This window comes from Pseudogracilibacillus sp. SO30301A (assembly GCF_037072025.1).
GTDB lineage: Bacteria > Bacillota > Bacilli > Bacillales > Amphibacillaceae > Pseudogracilibacillus.
The window spans coordinates 32,526-58,089 of sequence record NZ_JAXHDD010000015.1; the positions used below are offsets into that span (position 1 = coordinate 32,526).

General features: G+C 35.3%; 21 protein-coding genes, 1 other RNA gene and 1 other annotated feature. Of the genes, 9 read left to right on the forward strand and 13 right to left on the reverse strand.

Translation table 11 applies throughout. The annotated features are described in order from the left end of the window. On the reverse strand, positions 1 to 375 hold the full coding sequence (locus tag SPD89_RS09490) for a BlaI/MecI/CopY family transcriptional regulator (protein ID WP_336261719.1): 375 nt from the start codon (positions 373 to 375) through the stop codon (positions 1 to 3). Positions 376 to 721: 346 nt separating this feature from the next. Here SPD89_RS09490 and SPD89_RS09495 point away from each other — a divergent pair, with 346 nt between their 5' ends. The 6 genes from SPD89_RS09495 (at position 722) to SPD89_RS09520 (ending at position 7,699) form a co-directional block, all read left to right on the forward strand. Next, entirely contained in the window at positions 722 to 1,111 is a 390-nt protein-coding gene (locus tag SPD89_RS09495; RefSeq protein ID WP_336261720.1) for a hypothetical protein, read from the forward strand. A 167-nt stretch (positions 1,112 to 1,278) separates the two neighbouring features. Further along, positions 1,279 to 2,346, forward strand: a complete 1,068-nt coding sequence (locus SPD89_RS09500; protein ID WP_336261721.1) for a beta-glucanase/beta-glucan synthetase — start codon at positions 1,279 to 1,281, stop codon at positions 2,344 to 2,346. Between the two features lie 14 nt (positions 2,347 to 2,360). Next, positions 2,361 to 3,539 (forward strand): transcriptional regulator, encoded by a 1,179-nt coding sequence (locus SPD89_RS09505; RefSeq protein WP_336261722.1) that lies wholly within the window; start codon positions 2,361 to 2,363, stop codon positions 3,537 to 3,539. Between the two features lie 29 nt (positions 3,540 to 3,568). Beyond that, positions 3,569 to 4,438 (forward strand): ATP-binding cassette domain-containing protein, encoded by an 870-nt coding sequence (locus tag SPD89_RS09510; RefSeq protein ID WP_336261723.1) that lies wholly within the window; start codon positions 3,569 to 3,571, stop codon positions 4,436 to 4,438. A gap of 191 nt (positions 4,439 to 4,629) precedes the next feature. Next, positions 4,630 to 5,670 (forward strand): ABC transporter permease, encoded by a 1,041-nt coding sequence (locus SPD89_RS09515; protein ID WP_336261724.1) that lies wholly within the window; start codon positions 4,630 to 4,632, stop codon positions 5,668 to 5,670. Next, positions 5,651 to 7,699: a DUF5050 domain-containing protein gene (locus SPD89_RS09520; protein WP_336261725.1), complete on the forward strand. Its 2,049-nt coding sequence runs from the start codon at positions 5,651 to 5,653 to the stop codon at positions 7,697 to 7,699. Before SPD89_RS09515 ends, SPD89_RS09520 begins: the two co-directional genes overlap by 20 nt. A 685-nt stretch (positions 7,700 to 8,384) precedes the next feature. Here the strand turns inward: SPD89_RS09520 and SPD89_RS09525 are convergent. From SPD89_RS09525 to SPD89_RS09545, 5 genes are all read right to left on the reverse strand, one after another. Beyond that, entirely contained in the window at positions 8,385 to 9,677 is a 1,293-nt protein-coding gene (locus SPD89_RS09525) for a M20 family metallo-hydrolase (protein WP_336261726.1), read from the reverse strand. A gap of 539 nt (positions 9,678 to 10,216) precedes the next feature. Then, complete coding sequence (locus SPD89_RS09530) at positions 10,217 to 11,047, reverse strand: energy-coupling factor transporter transmembrane component T family protein (RefSeq protein WP_336261727.1); 831 nt, start codon at positions 11,045 to 11,047, stop codon at positions 10,217 to 10,219. Then, complete coding sequence (locus SPD89_RS09535; protein ID WP_336261728.1) at positions 11,019 to 12,749, reverse strand: ABC transporter ATP-binding protein; 1,731 nt, start codon at positions 12,747 to 12,749, stop codon at positions 11,019 to 11,021. Before SPD89_RS09535 ends, SPD89_RS09530 begins: the two co-directional genes overlap by 29 nt. Positions 12,750 to 12,909: 160 nt before the next feature. After that, complete coding sequence (locus tag SPD89_RS09540) at positions 12,910 to 13,461, reverse strand: ECF-type riboflavin transporter substrate-binding protein (RefSeq protein WP_336261729.1); 552 nt, start codon at positions 13,459 to 13,461, stop codon at positions 12,910 to 12,912. Positions 13,462 to 13,515: 54 nt separating this feature from the next. Beyond that, the gene (locus tag SPD89_RS09545; protein ID WP_336261730.1) at positions 13,516 to 14,373 is read right to left on the reverse strand and encodes an SAM hydrolase/SAM-dependent halogenase family protein; all 858 of its coding nucleotides are present in this window, start codon (positions 14,371 to 14,373) and stop codon (positions 13,516 to 13,518) included. A 72-nt stretch (positions 14,374 to 14,445) separates the two neighbouring features. After that, positions 14,446 to 14,724: a binding site (T-box leader), on the reverse strand. 285 nt (positions 14,725 to 15,009) lie between these two features. Between SPD89_RS09545 and SPD89_RS09550 the strand changes: the two genes are divergently transcribed. Continuing rightward, the gene (locus SPD89_RS09550) at positions 15,010 to 15,177 is read left to right on the forward strand and encodes a multidrug resistance efflux transporter family protein (protein WP_336261760.1); all 168 of its coding nucleotides are present in this window, start codon (positions 15,010 to 15,012) and stop codon (positions 15,175 to 15,177) included. Between the two features lie 93 nt (positions 15,178 to 15,270). On the opposite strand, the gene SPD89_RS09555 is transcribed toward SPD89_RS09550, so the two are convergent. From SPD89_RS09555 to ssrS, 6 genes are all read right to left on the reverse strand, one after another. Then, a complete protein-coding gene (locus tag SPD89_RS09555; protein WP_336261731.1) occupies positions 15,271 to 16,185 on the reverse strand; it encodes a c-type cytochrome in 915 nt (304 codons plus the stop codon). A 126-nt stretch (positions 16,186 to 16,311) separates the two neighbouring features. Beyond that, positions 16,312 to 17,739: an MDR family MFS transporter gene (locus SPD89_RS09560; protein ID WP_336261732.1), complete on the reverse strand. Its 1,428-nt coding sequence runs from the start codon at positions 17,737 to 17,739 to the stop codon at positions 16,312 to 16,314. A 115-nt stretch (positions 17,740 to 17,854) separates the two neighbouring features. Beyond that, positions 17,855 to 18,460 carry a DedA family protein gene (locus SPD89_RS09565; protein WP_336261733.1) on the reverse strand — a complete coding sequence of 202 codons (606 nt, stop codon included), beginning with the start codon at positions 18,458 to 18,460 and terminating at the stop codon, positions 17,855 to 17,857. Between the two features lie 712 nt (positions 18,461 to 19,172). After that, the gene (locus SPD89_RS09570; RefSeq protein WP_336261734.1) at positions 19,173 to 20,171 is read right to left on the reverse strand and encodes an inorganic phosphate transporter; all 999 of its coding nucleotides are present in this window, start codon (positions 20,169 to 20,171) and stop codon (positions 19,173 to 19,175) included. 15 nt (positions 20,172 to 20,186) lie between these two features. After that, complete coding sequence (locus SPD89_RS09575; protein ID WP_336261761.1) at positions 20,187 to 20,807, reverse strand: DUF47 domain-containing protein; 621 nt, start codon at positions 20,805 to 20,807, stop codon at positions 20,187 to 20,189. Between the two features lie 552 nt (positions 20,808 to 21,359). Then, positions 21,360 to 21,543, reverse strand: a non-coding RNA gene (ssrS, locus tag SPD89_RS09580) — 6S RNA. 145 nt (positions 21,544 to 21,688) lie between these two features. On the opposite strand from ssrS, the gene SPD89_RS09585 reads away from it, so the two are divergent. Then, positions 21,689 to 22,861 (forward strand): RtcB family protein, encoded by a 1,173-nt coding sequence (locus SPD89_RS09585; RefSeq protein ID WP_442961109.1) that lies wholly within the window; start codon positions 21,689 to 21,691, stop codon positions 22,859 to 22,861. A 1,145-nt stretch (positions 22,862 to 24,006) separates the two neighbouring features. Continuing rightward, the gene (gene purU / locus SPD89_RS09590; protein WP_336261736.1) at positions 24,007 to 24,894 is read left to right on the forward strand and encodes a formyltetrahydrofolate deformylase; all 888 of its coding nucleotides are present in this window, start codon (positions 24,007 to 24,009) and stop codon (positions 24,892 to 24,894) included. 404 nt (positions 24,895 to 25,298) lie between these two features. On the opposite strand, the gene SPD89_RS09595 is transcribed toward purU, so the two are convergent. Further along, a complete protein-coding gene (locus SPD89_RS09595) occupies positions 25,299 to 25,478 on the reverse strand; it encodes a hypothetical protein (protein WP_336261737.1) in 180 nt (59 codons plus the stop codon). Between the last annotated feature and the right edge of the window lie 86 nt (positions 25,479 to 25,564).

Below are 25,564 nucleotides of genomic sequence, written 5' to 3' on the forward strand. Positions count from 1 at the left end.
CTACTTATCTGCAAACCATTTTTTAAGTTCATCTAATTCATTAGGAGTTATTTTGTCCTCATAAAGTGTTGCTAAAAAATTCTTTAATGAACCTTGATACATAGTGTCCAACATACTCTGTGCTTCTTTCCTCTTATACTCTTTAAAAGTAAGACATGGGGTATACGTATTTGCTCTTCCTTCTCGTTTTACAGATAACAAGCCTTTATCAACAAGTCTAGATAAAAAGGTTGCAATTGTTTGCCCTTTCCATTCCTTCCCCTCTTTTGCAAAAAATATATCTAATAATTCATTGGATTTAACTGGACGATTCATTTTCCAAATTACTTGCATTACTTTCATTTCTGTTTCTGATAAACTTTGAAATTTCTCCAATATGTTCATCTCCTAAAATAATAATAGTTTGCAAAACAACTACTACGGTGATATAGTACATATAAACTACGTGCTTGTAGTTTGTTCAACTGACATTTCTTACTGTATCATATAACATCTCGAACATCCTTTCAAATCATATTAACAATACTCAACAAGGTTGATTAGACTATTATGTTTTGTATAAAATTAATATTTTCTTTTAATGGGGGTGGGTCACTTGGTGTAGAATATAGATTTTTTAAAAAAGTTGGATGTATGTAGATTGAATTATTTAGCATAACTTGTTTCAGATTCATATTTTTTGAGAAATTAGAATTAAAAAATATTATTGGGAAGATTTAAAATGAAGTTTGTTAAAAAAATATTCGCTAGTAGTTTGGCCGCTCTTATACTCTGCACAGTCCTTGTAACTGGAAGTGCATTTGCAAATACAAGTTCGAAATCTGTCACAGGCTACGGAGAATTAACAGGAACTTTATCCGGAAAAAGTTATACAACAAAGGTAACTAAAAACCCTGATAGAGCGTATTTAACAATTAAAGGAAGTATGCAAAATAAAAAGGGACAAACTGTTGTTAATACACAACAACTTTCTAGTTCAAGAGGAGCTAAAAATCTTAGAGGGAAATGGTCATCTGTTCCTTCAAGTATTTATGTAATCTACGGCACTCATGGGGTACAAGGCGGTAGTAAATATGGTCCAGCAGCAGTTTATACTTATACTCATCCATAAAAACTGTTGAATAAAGGAATGTTCGTATACGTGTTAACAAATTGTTTTGTTTTATATGCACGGTACGAACATTTCTCTATTATTATGGAAAATGTCATTGTGTATCTTAACTAATACTACTTTGAAAAAACTTTACAAATAGAAAGTATGGAAAGGAGAAATATATGTTGAACAAACGACTACTTTTTGCATATGGGTTTCTGCTTACTACGTTTTTTCTGATTATCACAGGGTGCTCTAAAGATAAGGTAGAGGAAGAAAAAGAACAAGCAGCAATCAGTGATATGAATGATAATCCATTTGAAATAGATGAAGAAAACGCTGTTATTATGGGCTCTATAAGTCATGGTTACGCCAACTTAGAATTAGACGATAATGATGAGGTACTACCTTTAACCTATGATGGTGGGGAATTAGTATTAGATTACGAGGTTCAAGCAGAGGGAAAAGCTACTAATATTGGCTTTCTAGTGTATGTAGACGGTATTGCACAACCATACAAGCTTAATACGACGGATTCAGATTATCAATACATGCATATTATTGATTTAAAAGAAGAGAATGTTGACACACCATTTCAATTTATTTTTACACCGATTACTGGAGAAAAAGGAGAAACAGTTAATATTACTATCACTAGCATATACCATCCTTCCTTTATTCCAGATATGAAAGAAACAACCTCTTACGGTGGTTATCACGAGGCGTTGGCAGGAACACGTCCAATAGAATTTCATGAAAATCCTGAACCGCTAGATTTGACGGAGTTACCTACAAATAAAGTGTTAAAGGATGTACGTTTCATAACAGAGTCCGTGACCGATGATTTATTGGAAAGATTAGGTGGTGGAGTTATGACAATTGATCTAGAAATGTTAGAAGTAGATGTTTTTAATTTAGTCGAGATCGAAGATAAACCAGATATGGAAACAACTTTTCAAATAAATAATCAAGGCAATGTACATATGAGGTTAAAAATACTTGGTATACCAGGAGCAACATATCAAAACACTTTTTATTTGAATCATCAAGCGCTCTCCGATCAAAAAGGAAAGACTTCATTTGAAACAACATTGACGAAAGGAGATGTGTCTGTGATTGATGTTGAACTTGATGTCGAAACATTAGATGATTTTAGCACTTTTTATGTTGCTTCAACACCAGTAAATCCAGAAGACTTTCATGAAGATGTTATTACGTCTGTAAAAACATCATCTGTTTTATTATATAAATGATTGGAGTATCAGCCATGAAATCAAGATTTACTATTTCTATATGTGTTCTATTTATACTTTTCGTTACAGGATGTACAAATCCAGAAAAGGAAGCAGAGCAAGAGGAAAAAAAAGATACTTCCATAGGTATAGAAGAAAAGACGAATCCCTCCCTTCCTTCTATATCTACGGAAGACACTTCGAGTTTGGAAGAAGTAAAAGGAGAGATACGTCATGTGCATTATGCTGGCGATGGGAAAATTTTGATATCCGCAGAAATGTTATATCTATATGATCTAGAAACAGAAAGCATTCTAGCAGAAATTTCACAAGAACCATCAGAGAATGAGCAGGCTTGGTCGATTGATAACGGCTATGTGGTTATTCAAGAAACGGAAGATGACAGTATTAGTATGACAGAATGGGAGCCTAATTATCAAGGTACTTTCTATAACGAGGAGCTAAAACAAGTTTTTGATTTTGACTTCAATCAATTGCTGGAAGAAGACGATTTATTAATGTCATTTAAGCAAATTTCCTTTAATCATGATGGAACGCACATGGCTTATGCAACCGACTCAGGTTTATATGTTTATGATTTCAAATTAGAAAAAAAGACAAAAGTACTTGATTTAGTAGCTGATAATCTTGAGGAACGTTCCAACATAGCGGCATTAGAACAAATTGGCTTTATTAATGGTGGAACAAAGATAGCTTTTAAAGCTCAAACATTACCATCACAACTGGATCAACCATCTTATGATACTTGTGGAATGGTTAATATAGATGGTACTGATTTGTCTAATCAAACGTTCGATAATTACACTTGTAAAGAATTGATCTCTTATAATGACTGGGTGTTATTAACTGAAGACGTAACAAATGCTACTGGAAGATTAATGGTGATGGATGCTAAAACAGAAAAAATAACCATCCATACACTGACAGAGAAAGAAGAAAGCGGTATCGTTACAGGCTCTGACAAAGGAGCATATTTTGCGACTTTTCATTCATCAGATAAAGAGTTCATCATCCGTATTTATGATACTAAGACTGGAGAATTGATAAAAAAACTACAGAAACCAGTTGATGAAAAGGCACTTCTTGATCGAATGCCGGTTCTAAAAGTATTGGATGATACAAGAAAAATCATTATTTTATTAGGTTCTAAACAAGAAGATATAGAGACGAAAATAATGATTGATCAATTTTAAATCCATTATTTTAAAAGGAGCATCTACTATTGAAAGTATCATTTGAAAGAATTTCTAAAAAATACAAGAAAAAATGGGTACTAAAAGATTTCACTTCCCATTTAGAATACGGTATCTATGGTCTACTGGGCGAAAACGGCGCTGGTAAAACCACATTAATTAATATATTTGTTGGTATTTTAAAAAGTGATCAAGGTAGGATATTAATTAATGGTACTGACGTTAAAAAAATTGGTATTGATTTTCTATCTCATATAGGTTATTTACCGCAGTATCCTCAATTTTACAAAGAGTTTAAAGTCATGGAGTTTTTACGATATATGTCTGTACTAAAAGGAATACCAAAAGAACAAGGAGAAAAAAGAGCAAAAGAATTATTAGAAATGGTCAATTTAAGTGAAGCTAAGGATATGAAGGTTGGTGCTCTATCGGGAGGAATGCGACAACGCGTTGGTATTGCTCAAGCAATGCTTAATGATCCGGATATTTTAATTTTAGATGAACCTACAGCTGGGCTTGACCCCCAAGAAAGAATTCGATTTCGCAACTTAATTACGAAGTTTTCAAAAAATAGAATTGTCTTGTTAGCGACACATATTGTATCAGATATTGAGCATGTAGCTAATCAGGTTATTTTACTAAAAGATGGAGAACTTCTTAGGCAGGGAGCTCCTCAGAAACTTACAGATGAAATAATGGGAAAAGTTTGGTCTATCACAGCGACAGACGATGCTTTAGAAGAAATGCTTCATCTTAAAATTAGTAGCATGATGCGAGATGACCAAGGGATACATTTAAGAGTGATTGCAGACGATAAACCCAATGACCATGCTGTTCATGTAAAGCCAAACTTAGAGGATGTATTCTTGTATTATTCTAGTGAGGGTGAAAAATGGTGAGATTGTTCTTTTTTGAGTTTCGAAAACATTTCATGAAAAAATCTTTAATAATCGTAATGATATGCTTTAGTTTATTAAATGTTGCGAAAATATATAGTGAATATCATGAGAAATCACTATTATCCTCATCAGCTAATCCGGACTGGCATGAACTTTATTGGGGTGAACTCTATGAAAAGTTTAAGGGAGTTATGACCAAGCAAAAGATTGAATCGTTAATGTCTATCTATCAACCATTAGAGCAACAAACAGCGGATAAGACTGCTAGTACTGAAAGCAATAATCCGAATACATATACTGGAAATCTATACAACGATCATCTATTTTTTAAATGGAATTTTGTTGACCCGATGGAATATTCTTATATGTACCAACAGTATGCAAATGATGTTGTAAAAAACGCTAACGAAAACTTATCTTTTTTTGAATCGCTAGGAAATGATTATGAATATAAAAAAAACAGCATCATACTAGATCGATTTCAAGGAAGAAGTATCGATTCATTTTCCTATACCGAAATGTTTCAATACTATATTCATTATGATTTTTCTGCTTTTCTTGTCATATTAATATGTTTATATGCTTTAATGAGTGTATTCGTAACGGAAAAGGAAACAGAAATGGATGTACTTTTGTTGACCACTAAAGCAGGTGGACAAAAAACTATTTTTGCCAAGCTGTTTTCTGCCTCCATCTTTGTTTGTGCTGTTTCCTTTTGGTTTGGACTCATTGATTTTATTGCATTTGCTAGTTCTTTCGGTTCTTTAGAAGCGAAATTTTCACCAATATATGCCATTGAAAATTTTGCAGATACCGCCCTGAATATAAGTTTAGGAGAATATGCACTAATATCATTAATGGTAAAGACGATAGGATTTTTGATCGTTTCGTATCTGTTTTTATTCGTTTCATTATTCTTTAAAAATGCTTTACTTCCATTTATCATTAGCTTGTTTTTTGCGTTCGGATTGATTTATTTTCAAGAAGCATACATGGGTTCGGAGCGAATCATCTTGAAGGTGATTAATCCATTTTCTTTAGTTGTTCATCGCATGTTATTTAGTGGTACAGAGTTTGTGAATATATTTGGGTTTCCTATGCTTAGCTATACAGCAGCTATCTGTTTTGGAATAATATGTGGAGGAATTTTTCTGTTAGCCATTTTCATCTTTCAAAGAAAAAATACTATATACCGAATCGGGGTGAAGCAACGTGGCGATATGGTGGTATGAGATTAAAAAAATGTTTTATTATCAAAAAGGATGGCTTTGGGTTAGTTTATACTTTAGTTTTAGTTTAGCCTTTCTTTTCATTTTTGATACGCCGAAAAATCCAGAAATAGTAATGAATACTTCTGATTATCACTATTATTTAGATTTGGTACATGGCCCGCATACAGAAGAAACCGAGCAACTATTTAAAAATGAAGCTGCTAAAATTTCTGAAGCGCAGGTAGCATTGACAAAAATATATGACGATTATTATGATGGGCATATTTCAGAGAAAGAACTACAAGATTCAATTCCTAGCTTAGAAAAAATAATAGAGAATGAACAGGGTTTTAAAGTTATTTTTGACCAATATATGTATGTCCGTGAAAACCCAGATAATCGATACTATTTAGCTACAAATGGTTGGGATGGTTTGTTATCTACCGAACAGTTGGACTTTGGTTTATTGTTATTGTTATTACTACTAGTGACTCCTGTATTTTGTGCGGAATTTTCAAGTGACATGCATTCTCTCCACTTGACATTACGCAAAGGAACAAGAGAGCACGCGATTACTAAAATGTTGCTAGTGCTCCTCGTTGTGATTGTCATTTCTATTTTATCAGTCATGATGAGATATGGATTTTATGAGATGAGATATGGTTTAGATCATGGAGACTACCCGCTTCAAAGTTTATCTTACTTTGGGACATCTCTAAAGAAGCTTTCATTATCCTCGACATTTTTATGGTCTACAAGTTTAAAACTATTTGGGAATTTGATTTTTGTGATGTTCATTATGTTATTTTCTGTATGGACGAGAAAATATGCTTTAACGTTATTTTCTTCGACCATCATCATTTTACTTCCTTACTTTCTATTTAATCTAGAATCATCTAAATATTTCATGCCTGGTCCACTTGGCTTCATGCTTTCTACAGGTTTTTTTAGAGGAAGTGAATATGAACAAGATACTTTTACTGATCAAATGAACGTACTATTTAATGAAGTGCCAATGATGACGATTCTTCTCTTACTATCTGTTAACTTATGCATAGGAATTTTTGCATGGATAGTCATTCTTCATCGACATACTAACGTATGGAGGACGAGGAAAGTTCGTTATAATCTTAAGGCTTCTAGCTCAATATTTATGTTCTTTCTTCTCGTTTTTCTTATGGGGTGTAATCCTGAATCCGATGTAAGTAAGGAACATAGTATTTTCAACTCTATATCTAGACAAAGTTTCGAAAATGAATTCTACGACTTTTATATAGATGAAACAGACTTAGATCATACTCGACCTGTATTTAAAAATAAAAAAACAGGAGAAATTAAAGATCTTATAAGAAATCCTTTGTCCTCTTTAACTAGTGTAGAACCTTATATATATGGTAATGATTCATACGTCTATTATATGAAAATGGATTATGATAAGTCAGGTTTTTATCAGTTATACAATCGGCTTTCCCTTATCGAGGTGGATACAACAACCTTTGATGAAAAAGTAATCTATGAGCAAAATACAAATACGGATAGAGATACTTTTCTAGGTCTACATACGACAGATGATATAGATTTTCTTGGCATCACTTCTGTTTTTGTGGATAAGGAACATATTTATCTTGTGGTTGATGATAATCAAATAAGACGAATTAGTCGATTAACAGGAAAAACAGATACGATTATTCAAACTTCTATATCTAACAATATAGCTTATGACGGTAGATATATTTATTATCCAAATGAAGCTTACCAAATTATCAAGTATGATACTCAAACAGAAAAAGAGATCACTATTCCTGAAATTATTTCGACACAGTTTTTCCTTACAGAAAGTGAATTGTTTTATATCAACCGACAGGATAATTATAGCATTTATGCCATGAACTTAAGCCATTCTAACATTCGAAAAGTCATGGATAAACCGGTATGGAGTATTACTTGTGATAATGATTATATTTATTACGAAAGTAAGATAGACAACAAATCCTATCGAGTAGATAAGGATGGACAAAATGATACACTTTTAATGAATGGAGACGAGTAAAATGTTCCTCCATTTCCTAAAATACAGCAGATTAATTTTTATTAGCCTATTGAATTTTTCAGTTGTTTTTTTGTGAGTATATCTTTTTAATACAAAATAGAAATTCTTTTCAAAAAATGCAACAAACCGCCCATTTGAATCGGACTTAATATAAAAGGGAATTTTCATTGGTCAACAACACACATCTTTTTTATAATATTTTTCGAAATATGCAACAAATGTCCCTTTTCAATTGGGACTTACTATAAGGGAGGGAATATCGTTGTTTAACGTTGATGTTTTTTTATAAACATTCTTTAGAATCACAAAAAGATAGTAAAAATGTTGGCATGTTATGAAAAAATTTGTTGAAGGACATGAAGGGAAATACTTTGTTCCTTAAACTTGAGAAACTTTTCATGTCCTTGATTTTTCGGCAAAGTACTCTTTTCAAACGTATTAGTCGTGATGAGAGTACTTTATGTGTTGTTTTTTGATGCGTGCCATGTTCCTCCAATCTCTATAATCACGCCTATATTGTATCATGAACGAATGTTTTCTTCAGCGATTATAGTGGAAAAAAATCCACTCGACATCTCGAAAACAACTCGGCATCTTGGAAATCCGCTCAACTTCCTAGAAATTCGACTTGACGTCTTTGAAATTCACCCAACATGTTTCTAAAGATCTAGTTATCTCATTTTCTTCAATATTTTTCAAGAAAACTTTTTAACACATGTACAGCCTGCACACAATCATTTAAGTCGGACCATTCGGCAGGATTATGACTTATTCCATCTTTACTTTTTACAAAAAGCATAGCGGCAGGAATTTCTTCACCTATGATCATCGCATCATGACCAGCCCCACTTGGTAAATAGAATGGAGTAATACCATGTTCTTCTAGGGCATCTTTTAATAATGCTTGATTTTCCTCATTTATTGGAACAGGAGCAACTCGTGCTTTTTCCTCCCACTCTAATCCTACTCCGTGTTTTTCTGCAATTGCCTTTGCCGCTTCCTTCACTTGTTTAACGATAGTTTCTTGGTCAATCTGATTAATATCTCTCATATCAACATATAAACTAACCTCTCCTGGGATAACATTTACACCATTCGGCTTTACAGACATTTTCCCAACAGTTGCAACTGCATTTTCACTAATACCTATAGGGATTTCCGGTACGCGCTGGATGAATTCGCTTGCAGCAACAAGCGCATCTTTTCTATCGTTCATTGGTGTATTCCCTGCATGTCCGGCCTCTCCAGTAAAGGTAAACTCTACCCAATAAGGGCCTGCGATACCTGTTACAATTCCACAAGGTAAGTTTTCTCTTTCCAGTCTTTTTCCCTGTTCAATATGAACTTCAACAAAAAGTTCATATGCTTTCATATTGCGTTTTGAGGCAACATATCCATCGACCGTTAAGCCGATCGACTGTAAAACTTCGGTAAAAGATAGTCCTGCTAGATCCGTTAATTTTAAGCTTTCTTCCACATTTCCTTTACCAGTTACCGCTTTACTCCCGTGAAAACCACTATTAAACCGGGATCCTTCTTCATCTGTAAAAATGACAACCTCATACGGTCTTTCCGGTACATACCCTTCTTCCTCCCAAGCTTGTGCTACTTCAAGCGCTGCGAGCACGCCAAGCGGACCATCAAAATGACCACCATTTGGCACACTATCGACATGGGACCCGCTTAAGATTGTCTTTTTCGTTGGATCTTTACCTTCTAGCCGACCAAACACATTTCCAGCTCCATCAGTCGTTACTGTCAGTCCCGCTTCCTTCATCCACTCGGAGATGAGCTTCTTTGCTTGTAACTCTTTTGGTGAAAAACCTGGACGATTGGAACCGTTGTCATCTGTGAGCCCAATTTGAGCTATTTTGTGTAACCGTGAAGCAAGACGCTCACCATTTATTCCATTTAGATCCAATGATGTATCATAATTCACAAATAATTTCTCTTTTAGTGGAAATTCTTTTTCACCCATTCCTATCTCTCCTACTCTATTTATTAAAATATTTTCATGATTTTTATTGCTTTAATTCTACTTAGTAGAAGTATACGACAACATAGTAACAGCATGGTTATTTGGTAAAAGTATCCCTTCTTGTGCTTATTTAAAACGCAAAAATGCCTGCAGACAGTTTCATGCTTGATTTCTACAATTTTTGTCCGCAAGAACACGGTGCGGACAATTCCATGCTTTGTTTCTGTAATTTTTGTCTGCGACGACACGCTGCGACATTTTCATACTTGGTTTCTGCAATTTTTGTTTGCGAGAACGGGTTACAAACAACTTTGTGCGGTTATTCAAGCATTTTTTGTCTGCGGTTTTTCAGCCTCAAAAGATTAAAAGCGTGTATTCATAAAGCGATATTTTACGTCATAATTGTGCTCAAATCTCTACAGCCTTAGCACATTGCACAGATTATGAATTTTGTCGCAAAAACAATAAATTAATATTAATAGACCGGTGATCATGCTTCATTTTTTCCAAGAAGAAAAACTAGCTCTCTTCCTCATTGTTTACATAAACGGATTATAAAATCTGCTCCCGTCATAAAATGTTATAATTAATGATACTACCAAAATAATAGCACCGATTACGATTGTTACATAATCTTTTTGTTTAAAACCTCTTTCACTGTACCAAGTTCGTTTTTTCTTTTTCCCAAATGCACGAAGTTCCATCGCATTGCTTATCGTATCAATTCGGTCTAAACTTGATAAAATAAGTGGTAATACAATCGATGTTGCATTTTTTACTCGTTTAAATAACTTTTCTTTACTTGATAGATCAATTCCTCGAGCTTGTTGTGCTTGAGCAATTGTCCGGAAGTCTCTTTGAATATCCGGAATATAACGAAGAGCAAGCGATACTGAGTAAGCTATTTTATAATTGACACCAATTTTATTTAATGATGCAGCAAATTCACTTGGATGCGTTGTGACAACAAATAAAAGTGCCGCCGGGATGACTGCAAAGTATTTTAGTGTGATATTCGTTTGATAAAAAAACTGTTCCAACGTCAGATTATATCTTCCAGCGATTTCAAACAACACATGGCTAGTGCCATAAATTTTAACACCTTCTTGCGGAGAAAAAATATAGATCGCAATATTATTTAATAATAAAAATGCTAATATAAATAATAACACAAACCCAATTTCACGAATCTTTATTTTAGATATTTTAAAAATAACAATACTGAAAATAAATAGGAACAGTAAAATACGTGTATCATACGTAAGCATTGCAATACTTGACCACATAATAAAAATAATTAATTTCGTTGCTCCAGACAATTCATGAATAAAAGATTTCCTATCAATGTACGCTAACATTTCTGTTGCCAATTTTTCTTACCTCCTTATCAAAGGAAATAAACCGTGCGACAAACTCTGTCGGTTCATCAATATCTGCACGTCGAGCTAATTCAAATAAGGAAGTTTGCTTTAAATTGGCTGCCTCTACAAGTTCTTCATCCGATAGTACATTCACTGAAGCATCATCAGCAAGTAGTTCCCCATCAGCAAGTACAATACTACGAGGCGTATATTCAAGCATTAAATGCATATCATGTGTCACCATAATAATTGTAATTCCCTGTTTATTTAACTCAACTAAAAATTCCATAATCTGCGTATAATGATAAAAGTCTTGTCCAGCGGTCGGCTCATCTAAAATAATAACTTCTGGATTCAACACTAATATCGACGCGATTGTGACACGCTTTCTTTGCCCGAAACTAAGTGCTGAAATTGGCCAATTACGGTACGGATATAAACCACAAATTTGTAATGTCTTTTCTACTCTTTTTTTTATTTCTTTTTCAGGATATCCACGCATAACAAGTCCAAGTGCAACTTCATCAAAAATCATATGTTTCGAAATCATATGATTTGGATTTTGCATAACCATACCAATCTTTTCCGCTCTTTCACGTATTGTATCGTTTGTAATGTCCTTTCCTTCAAAAACGACGTTGCCACGATGATCTCTTTCAAAACCACAAATAAGTTTTGATAAGGTTGATTTTCCAGCGCCATTTTTCCCAACGATGCTGATCATTTCCCCTTTTTGAATCGTAAAAGAAATATTTTTTAATGTGGGGACCTTATCTCCGTATGAAAAAGTTACATCTTTTACTTCTAAGACAGGTGACCTATCTTGGATATGTTTTTCAAAAGTAGCATACTCATACCAATGTTGTAAAGGTGCTTTATACGTATCAACTTTTAATTTTTCAATATGTTCAAGTTCCTTCGTAGGAGTTAGCTCACAGTTAGCGTATTTTAACGCGGTAATATAGAGCGGTTCCCGGATAAAACTTTTCTCTAATATATCCGATGCAAGCAATTCGTTCGGCGTTGTGTCACTTACGATCCGCCCTTTGTCCATTACGATAATGCGATCCACATCTTGGTCCAAGACATCTTCCAAGCGGTGTTCGATAATAACGACCGTACAGTTTAATGCTTGTTGAAGTTCGTCAATCAGCGAAATCGCATGACGCCCTGTAGCTGGATCAAGATTTGCAAGTGGCTCATCAAAAAGTAAAATATCCACTTGTTCAACGAGTACACCACCTAGAGCAACTCGCTGCCGTTGACCACCAGATAATGCGTGAACAGAAGCATCTAAATACTCTTCCATTTTAACTAGTTTTGATATATCAATTACTTTTTCATGCATCACTTCTTTTGTTGTCGCATCATTTTCAAGTGCAAAAGCGATGTCTTCTCCGACAGTTAACCCAATAAACTGTCCATCTGGATCTTGTAAAACAGTCCCTACCATTTTTGATAAGGAGAATATATTTAAATCCTTCGTTTCCTGCCTCTTAACAGTAAGACTTCCTTTTATATCTCCTTTAAATGAAAAAGGAATTAATCCATTCAAACAATGACCTAATGTACTTTTTCCCGAACCGGATGGACCGACAATTAATACTTTTTCGCCTTCATAAATCGTCAAATTAATATCGTGGATTGTCGGTTCCTTCTGACTATCATATTTAAATGTAAAATTTTCGAAATGAATAACCGGTTTTTTCATCTTTTTCTCCTTTATGAAATGTAAAACTCCTCGATACCCCATATAGAAAACGAGCCCCTCCAAAACATCGGAAGAGGCTGTTTACTATCTTCATTATATACTAATATACAGTTATAAATGGATAAAATAATAGAATAATTTCTGAAGTTTTTTAAAATGCTTATTCGACCGATAAACTATCACTTTTGTTACGAGTCTTAGCATAAGAAACGAGCAGAATAGTTCCGATAACACCTACTGTGATAATATTTGAAATACCTGCTATAACTCCTTGAACAAATACTTTATTTGCAGGTTCCGCATAAATTAACACATCGAGTGCTGGCGCTATTAAGAACCACCCAATCGCTTGAACTACCGCTTGCGCAATATTAAATATAAGGATTTGTTTACTAGCAAAAACGCCTGATTGAATATTAATTCGATTTGCAAAGAAGCCGATAAATAACCCTACAAACGCTGATACAATTACCCAACTCCACCAAATAGAACCGTAAAAAACAGCATCTTTTAACGCGTGCCCAATTAATCCGATTAAAAGTCCAGCAATTGGTCCGAAAACAACACTCATTAATGCTAGAAAAGCATACGCTGTCTCAATCGATGTATTCGGTATTCCTGTTGGGATGGATACAAATCTCCCCAAAATAACAAACACTGCTGAACCAATTCCAATTGCTACAATTGTTTTAATTGATAACCCTTTTTCCATCTTATCTTCTCCTTAAATTTTTTTAATGACCTAGAAGTTTCTAGGTACATGTTATTATTTATATGTGTGATTATTAATCTTTCGAAGCGAAATTTTCCAATTGATTCCTGTTCCAATATGATAGGCTTGGGCAAACGAACCTTGATTAATCGCTACTCCTAGTTTATCAACTGAATTGACGTAAATTAGCGGTTCTCCTAAACGACTATCTGCAAAAGATCTGCCGTAAGTCATTGCATTTTTATACACAAGACGATCATTCGTTTCAATTGTTACTTCAAGTAAATCTCCATACGTTAAACCAGATTGAATAAATAACTCTCGGCTAATATTCGTCCACAAGTTCCCAAAGCGGATATCAAGAATATCAATATTTCCCGAAATGACTCCCTCACTTACTGTCGGCTCCGGATTGGTCAATTTTATAATTTCATCTACAAGCAATTCGCGCCCTACTTGTTCAAAGTTGATTACTCCTGCTGCCAGCCTTGCCCCTGTATAAGCGTAAATATCACGTCCATGAAAAGTGTAGGACTCTCCTGAATTAGGAAGGCGGTTGATTGTTTCATCAATTTCTCTGACCGAAACGATTCCAATATTTTCTGTAATATGTGTTAACGTACCGTTGTCAGGTGATACGATATACTGATTATCCACAGTTTTTGCAACAACACTTAAACGATCTGTTCCTACACCTGGATCAACTACTGAAACAAAAACGGTCTCATCCGGCCAGTACGTAATCGTCTGATAAAGACGGTATGACCCCTCCCAAATATTGTACTGCGGAATCTCATGAGTTAAATCATATATTTTTAAATTTGGATCAACGGATAAAGCTACTCCATACATCGCACTTACTGCTCCATCGCATAATCCAAAATCTGTTTGTAATACTAAATGTCTCGTCATCATTCATTCCTCCATAGTTTGTAATAAAAATTTTTAAGAAAATTAAAAAACCACGCCATTATCGTTAATATCGATAAGGACGCGGTTATCATATACGTGTTACCACCTTACTTCGTTGTTTGCTCACACAAACAACCTCACTAAGTACGCAAATGTAAAACATAAACATTATTAATACTTTGGTTATAGATAACGGGTACCAATCCCCGTCGGAACCTACTAATACATTAACGTACGTTCAGCACGAAACTCTGAGGCCATTTTTCGAATTTCTCATTTTTGCTCCTTTTCAGCTACCGAAGCTCTCTGTAAAAAACTCCAAATCCTACTTTTTCTCATCAACGTTTTTAAAATTCATATGCGCTTTTTAAAGTTAAATTGATTATATTAGCTGATCAAAAATATGTCAAGGATTTATTTTATTAAACTTTTTCATCCTGTTAAAAAATTATATGTTAAGCTATAGGGAATACTGTTTTTGAGCGTTATATTTTTCACAGAAAGGTGTGATTATTGTGAGACCTATATAATTGGAATTTTAGCTGCAATGTTTTTTCAGTGACATTTATTTTAAAACAGGCGATGGAACTGGAAAGGTGGGAGTTGGATTTGGAGTTCATCCGTACGATTCTTTTCATGCTACCGTTCCTTTTTCTAATCGTAGGATACCGACGAAATATTAAACCGGTTCTTATTCATATAAAAAAATCTTCAGTCCCCTGGATTGTATGGAGTACAGTCGGCTTTGGTCTCGTTTATACACCATTAACTTTCGGAACTGTGTATTCGTCATCTCTACTTTAATGGATAGCAAACGATTAATGAGCACAATCAAACAACATCGTAAACTTCTAAAGAAACAGGTAGAGGCTCTCTTCTCGGAGAGCCTTTATTGTCCTATTCTTTTCTTGGCACGACATTCTCAATTTCACTCCAGTCGAACTCACCATTTCTTATCTTTTCCCGTCGATCTTCGGTAATTATATCGGTCGGTCTATTACCATGCGGAAAGTCATCGTCATGACCTTCCCATACTGGACGATCTTGCATAAGAAGAAATGCTGCTAAATCGGCGGCTTCTTGATCCGTTAATTCATATTCTGCACCTATCGGCATATTGTTTTGTAAATATCCCGCCATTTTTGTTAAACGCCCCATTCCTGCCCCATCATTAAAGGAATTTTCTCCCCATAATGCAGGTCCTGTATTTGCACCAGTACCTTGTCCATCATCTCCATGACAACTGAGACAGTTTTTCTTTTCATACAATTCTTCACCATTCTCTACGTTTGGCTCCGGGACTTCATCCATTGAATTGACTGTCACCCAAGGTCTTTCTGCACCAATTTCTACACCTTCCGAAATATACGTTAAATATGAAATTAGAGCACGCATTTCCTCACTATCACTTGGTATCATTTCACCATTCATACTACGAATCATACAACCATTTATTCGATCTTCTAACGTAAACGTAATTCCTTCACGCGGACGATACTGCGGATAGTCTGCGGTTACCCCTACCATAGATGAACTTTGTGATAAACCGCCATCCGCATGACAACTTTGACAAGACAATTCATTACCTACATAATCTGCCATCACCACATTCGTTTCATTAAAAATTTCTTCTCCGTATTTAATTGCTTCGGTCATTGGATCATCCGGATCCAAGTCTTCCATAGAGGGTGGGGTATGTTCATTAGTCTCTTCATCAATCGTTTCACCATTTTCACTTTCATTTACTGTACAACCTATGATAATAAATAGAGAAGCAAATACAGTTATCCATAATCGTTTTTGTTTTAGCATTTTTTCTCCTCCTCTAATCATTTTACAGCTTCATTATAACTTTAAACCGTATAAAAACATACCCCTAGGAGTGTTGAAAAAAGCTTGTTCACAGTAAATTCAAACAATTGTCTCTATTTTGTAGGTTTACATTTTTGCTACTGTTCTTTCCTGGATGAATTGATTTTTATCCTTAACATAAAAGGATAAGATTAGGCCGATAATTGTAGTAGCTGTCGCAACGTAAAATGCGATATTTACGCCATGAATTAATGCTTGTGAACCGTGTTTTGTAGAAACATCAGCAGTTAGTGACATAATTGTGATCAATGTCGCTGTTCCAATCGATGCAGCGACTTGTCGCATCGTATTCGTCATTGCTGTTCCATGTGGAATCAGTCTGGTTGGTAATACATTCAAACCGGCAGTAGTAGATGGCATCATCACCATGGAAATTCCAATCATTCGAATTGCAAAAACGATCGTTAAATATGCTAATGAGGTACTTTCCGTCAAATTTGTAAAAAAGAAAGTTGTAACTGACATAATTGATAAACCGATAATAAGTAGCCATCTTGCACCAATTGCATCAAAAATCCGCCCAATGAATGGCGATAGAATCCCCATAATTAATGCGCCCGGTAAAATCATTAAACCTGATTCCAGTGCTGTAAAACCTGCCATCAATTGCATGTAAATTGGTAAAATTGTTTCCGATGCAATTAACATCGTAAAAGCGATCATTCCAATAACTGTTGTAAACGTATAAACTTTATATGTAAATACTCGAAATTCTAAAATAGGCTGTTTTAATTTGAATTGTCTTAAGATAAACATGGTCAGTGTAATTGTTCCGACAATTAGTGAGATCATTACACCTTTATTGGCCCAACCGTAATTTCCGACACTACTAAACCCGTATAGTAATCCACCGAAACCAAACATCGATAATACAATCGATACGTAATCCACTTTCGGAAATGTTCGAGTAATAATATTTTTCATAAAAAAGTAACCGATTATAAGGTCAATGATCGCAAGTGGGAAAATAATATAAAACAATGATCTCCAAGGTAAAAATTCAATCAACCATCCAGATAAAGAAGGACCTAATGCAGGTGCAAAAGAAATGACGAGCCCAGTCATTCCCATTGCAAAACCTCGTCTTTCCACTGCAAAAATTAACATAAATATCGTCATCATAAGGGGCATGATAATTCCTGCTCCAGCTGCTTGAATGATTCTTCCCACCATTAATATTGGAAAATTAAATGAAAATGCACAGACAATTGTTCCAACAATAAACGTAGACATCGAAACAACAAACAACCGCCTCGTCGTAAACGTCTCCATTAAAAACGCAGTAATTGGTATCATAACTCCGTTTACTAACATAAAAATGGTTGTCACCCACTGACCGGAATTTTCTGTCAATTTAAACTCCGTCATAATATGAGGCGTTGCTGTTATTAATAATGTTTGATTTAAAATAGCTAAAAAAGAACCACCAAGTAATATGGCAACGATCGTTAATCGATTATATTGTTCCGAACTTTGTGTAGTAAATTCTGTCACATACTCAACCCCTGCTGCTCCTAGATATTAACATATATTATATATCTTAATTTCAATAAAAACATCCTTATCGATTAATTTTGTGAACTTTAAATATTTTCGTATTCCATTTGATTTAATTTTTATCTCTTCTAAAGAAGAATACAAACATTAACAGGAAGGCAATAGCAATTAAAATATAAGCTACCGAGGAATAGACCGCTAAAAATTGAAGGATGTCTGTCCAAGACCGTCCTAATAAAGCCCCCGTTATTACTAAAACCGTATTCCAAATGCCTGTCCCAATCATTGTAAAAAGTAAAAACACCCAAAACTTCATTCCTGCCATGCCTGCGGGGATGGAAATAAGACTACGCACAATCGGAATCATTCTGCAAAAAAGCACAGTCCAGTAGCCGTACTTTTCAAACCACTTATTTGCTTTATGTAAATCCTCTTTTTTTAATCGAAGCACATGTCCCCATCGGTCAACTATTTTTTCCATACGTGTTATATTCAATATTTTACCTATGCCATATAAAATAATTGCACCAATAATAGAGCCTGTTGACGCAGTAATAATTACCCCAAACAGTGTCAGCTTAGTATAGGTCGTCAAAAATCCCCCAAATAACAGAATTACTTCTGACGGGATTGGTGGGAAGAGATTTTCCAACGCCATCAAAATAAATACACCGATATAACCAAATTGCTCCATTATTTTTGTAACAAACTCTTGCATTAGACTCATCTCCATTATCTAAAGCCTGTACTTTATATATAGTACTCCCGAATAATTTTATGTAGAAAATGCCTTATTGGTTGATAATGGAATAGGACTACCTGTAAGAAGAGTTAGTTGGGCAATACTTCAGAACAGTCTTCATGCTAATAAGTGAGGAAATTTGCGATTTACATGTAGAGTATGAGAGGACACATAAAAAAACAACTATCAAAATTATTATTTAAAACTCTCTTTTACGCCTTGTTGTTTCTAAACAGCATAGTTGATGTATACTGTGCAGTAGTGAAAATTTGTAAATTAGTAACAGCTTCGTTGATTTCCGCCTCCGGGCAGTTCGCGCATCCTTAGGCACGGCTTCAGCCCTCCTCGGAAGAAAACCGCTTCCTGCTGGGTTTTTAGACACGTGCTTTTCCCGCAGGAGTCGACTGCCCTCCGGCTCCAATCAACCATTATAATAGTAGTATCAAACGGTGCAGAGTTGTTACTATGCACATCACAGCGAAGGAAATACACGGAGACTCCTACGGGAGGAAAGGCCTCGGTGAGACTACGCAGGAGCGAAGCGACGAGGAGGCTCATCAGCCGCCCGTGGAAAGCGGAGTGTATTTCCGTAGCGGTATTTACATCGCAACTTTGTTTGATATTTACAAAGAAAATTACTCAGTTACTGTACAGTTTATGGATTTTTAACAACAGCCTCTTAAAACTCTTAAAAAAACATATTAAGTATCAGATAAAAAATGCCGGCAAGTGTTGCAGAAATGGGTAATGTTATAATCCAAGTAAAAATCATTCTTTGAGCTGTACCCCACTTAACACCTTTTAAGCGATGCGAGGAACCCACTCCAAGAATGGAAGAGGAAATAACATGTGTTGTACTGACAGGTAAATGAATAAATGTAGCACCAAAAATAACTGCTGCTCCCGTTATGTCTGCAGCTACTCCATTGACTGGGCGGATTTTCATAATTTTTCCACCGACAGTTTTAATTATTTTCCAACCACCCACTGCTGTACCAAGTGCCATGGCAAGTGCACAAATAAATTGAACCCAAAGTTGGACATCACCTGAAGTTTGGTAATTATTAACGATAAGTGCCATTGTAATAATTCCCATTGCTTTTTGTGCATCATTTGTTCCATGAGAATATGCCTGGGCAGCTGCAGTTACAATTTGTATTCTTCTAAACCTTTTGTTCGTTTTAGCTAAATTAGCATTTTTAAAAACTATTTTGAAAATGCTATATACTATAAACCCAACTATAAAAGCGAGAAGCGGTGAAAAAATAAGTGCTTTGATTATCGAGGTAAATCCACTATAATTTAATATGTTAAAACCAGCAGCGGCAATCGCAGCTCCAGCGATGGATCCGATTAGCGCATGGGACGAGCTACTTGGAATTCCGTAATACCAAGTAATTAAATTCCATGCAATGGCTGCCAGAAGTGCTGCAAGAATAACTAATGACCCATTATCTAGAGTAAATGGATCCACAATATCTTTTGTAATCGTTTTTGCAACACCTGTAAAAGTCATAGCGCCGAGAAAGTTCATAACAGAGGCTAAGATAATTGCCTGTCTAGGTTTTAAGGCTTTTGTAGAGACGGAAGTTGCAATCGCATTAGCTGTGTCATGAAATCCGTTAATAAAATCAAAGGTCACAGCAAAAAAAACAATTAAAATTGTTATTAAAAGCACAGTATCCATGATCAAGATTACTCCTTATGCATTTTTCATGATGATAGCTTCGAAAGTATTGGCCACACTCTCACAACAGTCAGCAACATCTTCTAATTTTTCGTAGATTTCTTTATATTTCATAATTTGAATGGGATCTTTTTCCATTTTGAATAATTCTTTAATCGATGATCGGCGAATTTGATCACATTTCGACTCATAATTTTTAATTCTGATAGCATGTTTTCTAATTTGGGGTAATTTTTTTTCGGATAATAGATTAATAGCTTTTTCCATTTCAATGACACTTTTTTGGATTGCATCAACGAACTGGAGCATATAATTATCAGCAGAATGAATCGAATACATATCAAATAATGCTGAGGTGTGTTCCAAGCCATCCAACACATCGTCCATATGCATCGCTAAAGCCAAAATATCCTCTCGCTCAATCGGAGTAATAAAGACCTTATTTAAATCCTTGATTACTTTGTGAACAAAGGAATCCCCCTTCTTTTCAAATTCTTTCATTTTATCGTAAAAAAATTTCAAATCAGCTTCATTTGTTAATTTATATTCCGTAAAAAAATCCACGCTCTCTACTAAGTTTTGAGCAATGTGTTTCAAATGCACCGAGAACTTGTCTTCTTTTTTTCCAAACATAATTTTCCCACCTTATTCATAATACCACCTAAAATAGTATCGTAATCTGTCGAATAAGTATAGATTTTATCAATTAATTTACACAAAATTTACAATTAGAAGTTCTACTTTATAAAAGACTATAAGAGGATGTTCAAAAAGTCCGGTAAAAATGACACTGCGAATTTCGCACGAATGCTTGTTTTTCCGCTACTCATGTATCTAAATGCATACATTCCGCTGCTCGAAACTTCGCCGCCTCGAACTTCTTGATCTTTTTTTATCCTCCTTTTTGAACACGCATTATAAGGAGCTTCAAATATGGGCGCTAAATTATGCAGAAAATTAAGCACTTTGTTACTAATCACTGCTTCTGGGGGCACATCTGAAGTAGCATGTTACAAACATTCATCACAAAAAAAACTTGGCAATAATTAGCCAAGTTTCTCATAAATTCACTTTTTATGAGTGAAAAATTTTTTCATAGAAATGGTTCCCAAATGATTTTAATATTCTTGAAATCTGTAGTTTAAAATAAAAATCCGCCATTATAAAAGAGCGGATTTAGACTTTAAAAACACAGCCACAATGCCGTAATAAATTAGTAAGTTTTAACCACCACTCTTTATAAGTGGGTGTTTGCAGAGTGACTTCCTGTCTTCCACACGGTAGAGGCATGACATTTGGCCCTCGATATTAAAACTCCCTAATTCTTGTTTAGAGGTTAAACTTAAGTAAATTACGAACATTGCAGCTACTAAATATATGATAACCTTAATCGGTTAAAATTTCAATGGAAAGAAACTCCTATTTTCACTATGTAAGCAAAGATGGTTGAAAATAGGAGGTTCAAGCACTAATTATGTATAATAAACTAGAGGGGTGAATTATACTTGAAAAAAGTTATTTTTGGCAATCATGAACAAGATACAATCCAGCAATTTAACAATTGTTTAGAAACAGGCAATGTTGTCGGGGGGGTTCTGTGTGCAGATGGACACTATGGGTACTCGCAACCTGTAGGCGGGGTGATCGTCTATGATGGGCAAATTCCCCCGTCTGGTGTTGGATATGATATCGCTTGTGGTAATAAAGCAGTGAAAACGAATCTAGTTTACAACGATATAAAAAATAATTTGTCGACCATTATGGATGAAGTTCAAAAAGCAGTTCCCTTTGGATTTGGCAGAAAAAATCCTGTTCGAGTTGATCATGAAGTTTTCGATGATGAGAATTGGAACGTGTTTAAAGAAATTGGAAAACATGAACATGACGATTTAAAAGCAACGGCTCAAGCACAACTTGGGACAACCGGTTCTGGAAATCATTATGTTGATATTTTAATTGATGAAAAAACGACAGATGTTTGGGTTGGAAACCACTTCGGTAGCCGCGGTTTAGGGCACCGGACAGCTACTGGATTTCTAAACCTTGCAAAAGGACTCGCCTTCTCCGATCATGCACCTCGCGAATTGATGGAAGCAACTTCTACCTTACTTGATATGGATAGTGAGTTAGGAGATATGTATTACCGTGCGATGGAACTTGCTGGGCGTTATGCCTATGCAGGACGGGATCATGTAATTCAACAAGTACTTGATATTTTAGGTGCGGAATCTACTTTTGAAGTGCATAATCACCATAATTATGCATGGAAGGAAACACATTTCGGTAAAGAATATATCGTTGTTCGAAAAGGAGCAACACCTGCTGCACCTGGACAATTAGGTTTTGTAGGTGGCAGTATGGCAGATATTTCTGTTATTTTACAGGGAGTTGAATCAGATAAAAGTAAAGAAGCATTTTACAGCACAGTTCATGGAGCAGGACGAATTATGAGCCGAACGAAGGCGGCAGGTCGAATGAACTGGAAAACAGGAAAAAGACGTGGTGGAGCGATTTCAGAAGAACAAATGCAAAAGGCTGTTAAAAGGTATGGCGTCGAATTAAGAGGAGCCGGTACAGATGAAAGCCCATTTGTCTACCGTAAACTTCAAGAAGTTCTTGATTCCCATGCAGGAACGGTCGAAGTACTTCATACGTTAAAGCCTATCGGTGTTGTCATGGCAAACGAATAAAGTTTATTCATTATCCATTCAAAAGCCTACTAGTAACAGTAATTCCCATTTTTAAATTTGAGCTGTAATCTGCTCAATTATCAAAATTTTTGTTGCGTATATCACAAAATCTATAAACTGCGACATAAGAGTCTACATGTTATTACTGTATCAACTCCATGTCTGGGGCAACTCATATATTGCGAAATCGACTCGACGTCTTGGAAAATGACTCGACATCTTGAAATTCGACTCGACATCTTGGAGAATGACTCGACATCTTGGAATTCGACTCGACATCTTGGAAATTGACTCGACATCTTGGAGAATGACTCGACATCTTGGAATTCGACTCGACGTCTTGGAAATTGACTCGACATCTTGGAATTCGACTCGACGTCTTGGAAAATGACTCGACATCTTGGAATTCGACTCGACGTCTTGGAAATTGACTCGACATCTTGGAATTCGACTCGACGTCTTGGAAAATGACTCGACATCTTGGAGAAGGACTCGACATCTTGGAAATTGACTCGACGTCTTGGAATTCGACTCGACGTCTTGGAAAATGACTCGACATCTTGGAATTCGACTCGACGTCTTGGAAAATGACTCGACGTCTTGGAATTCGACTCGACATCTTGGAATTCGACTCGACGTCTTGGAATTCGACTCGACATCTTGAAAAATGACTCGACATCTTGGAAATCGACTCGACATCTTGGAAATTGACTCGACATCTTGGAGAATGACTCGACATCTTGGAAATCGACTCGACATCTTGAAAAATGACTCGACATCTTGGAAATTGACTCGACATCTTGGAGAATGACTCGACATCTTGGAGAATGACTCGACATCTTGGAAAATGACTCGACATCTTGAAAAATGACTCGACATCTTGGAATTCGACTCGACGTCTTGGAAAATGACTCGACATCTTGAAATTCGACTCGACGTCTTGGAAAATGACTCGACATCTTGGAAATTGACTCGACATCTTGGAAATTGACTCGATCATCTTGAAGAGCGAGAAATTCTTTCATAGTTATATCGCAGTTCACTTCATCTGTGAGAAATGTAACGCAACTGTATTAATATCATTTATTAGCCATCTTAATGTATAATCAATAAAGAATAATTTTTTTGTAGGAGTCGTAGATATTATGTCAATTTTCACAGAGTATTATAAAGAAAAAGAAAACATAGGTCGTTTGTTAGTAAAATGCCCGAATAAACCAGGGATTGTAGCAGCATTATCGAAGTTTTTATTTGAGCATGGGGCGGATATTATTGAGTCAAGCCAATATTCAAGCGATGATGAAAGTAATATGTTTTATATTCGTTTTGAATATTACTGTGATGGTCTTTCAGAAAAAAGTGCTCAAATGGAAGATGATTTTACTGAATTAGCAGAGAAGTTTAAGATGGATTTTACTTTCACATATAATAAAACCAAAAAACGAAGTGCCATTTTTGTTTCAAAAGAAACTCACTGTTTACTTGAGCTGTTATGGGAATGGCAAAGTGGCGATTTGGACACAGACATCCCACTCGTCATTAGTAATCATGAAACAGCAAGGGAAATCGTGGAGCCACTAGGAATTCCTTATTATTATATCCCAGCAAATAAAGATATTAGAGAAGAAGTAGAAGCAAAACAGATTGAACTAATGGAAAAATATGAAATTGATGTTCTTATCTTAGCTCGATATATGCAAATTTTAACACCTAGTTTTGTAAAACGTTTTCCAAATAAAATAATCAACATCCACCACTCATTTTTACCTGCATTTATAGGTGCACACCCATATGAACGCGCTTATGATCGTGGTGTAAAATTAATCGGTGCTACTTCTCATTACGTAACCAATGATTTGGATGAAGGACCAATTATTGAGCAAGATATTGAAAGGGTTGATCACCGAGACAATATCCCGTCACTTAAGAAAATAGGACAACAAGTAGAAAGAAGAGTTTTGGCACGTGCTGTTAAATGGCATTTACAAGATCGAATCATCGTAAAAGATAATAAAACAATTGTGTTTCATTAAATTTAAGAGATTGGGACATAAGCTAGAAAGAGTTATTTAAACACGAATGACTAAGTTTATAATAGTCGCTACAGAAATATACTCCGCTTTCCACCAGCGCTGATAAGACCCTTCAGGCTTCGCCTTTCAGTGCCTTATCAAAGCTTTTCTTCTGACTGGAGTCTCCGTATATTTCTTTCGCTAACTTGAAATATTGTTCGTGTTTTATATCTACTATTTTGTTTTGTCCCAACCTCTATTCTTTATTTCAATTAATTTTACAGATATAGCTTTTCCTTGCCCGGGATAAGAAGTTGCAACCTCTCCTTAATACAACCTGGACATAGTCATCAATTTGAAATTCTTCTTCATCTTCATACTGAAAAGCCACAAGAGGCAAAGCAGGTTGCGAATCAAGCAATTTTTCATATGTAAGTTTCTAGCCATCTGCTAGCTTCTTCTTCAGTTGCTCCCTCAGCTAGGAGGAAACTATTTTCATTGACTCCCATAATATATCCATCTATTTTTTGACCGTTACAACCGCTAAAAAGCAAATAGCAAAAATTAATTGTCGACGCATACCTATCTTCCTTAGTATGTGACAAAATCTTGACAACATCCCCTTTTTCTAGTAATCTACTAAATACGTTTACGTAATTATAATATAGTTAACATACATATAAGGAGGAAA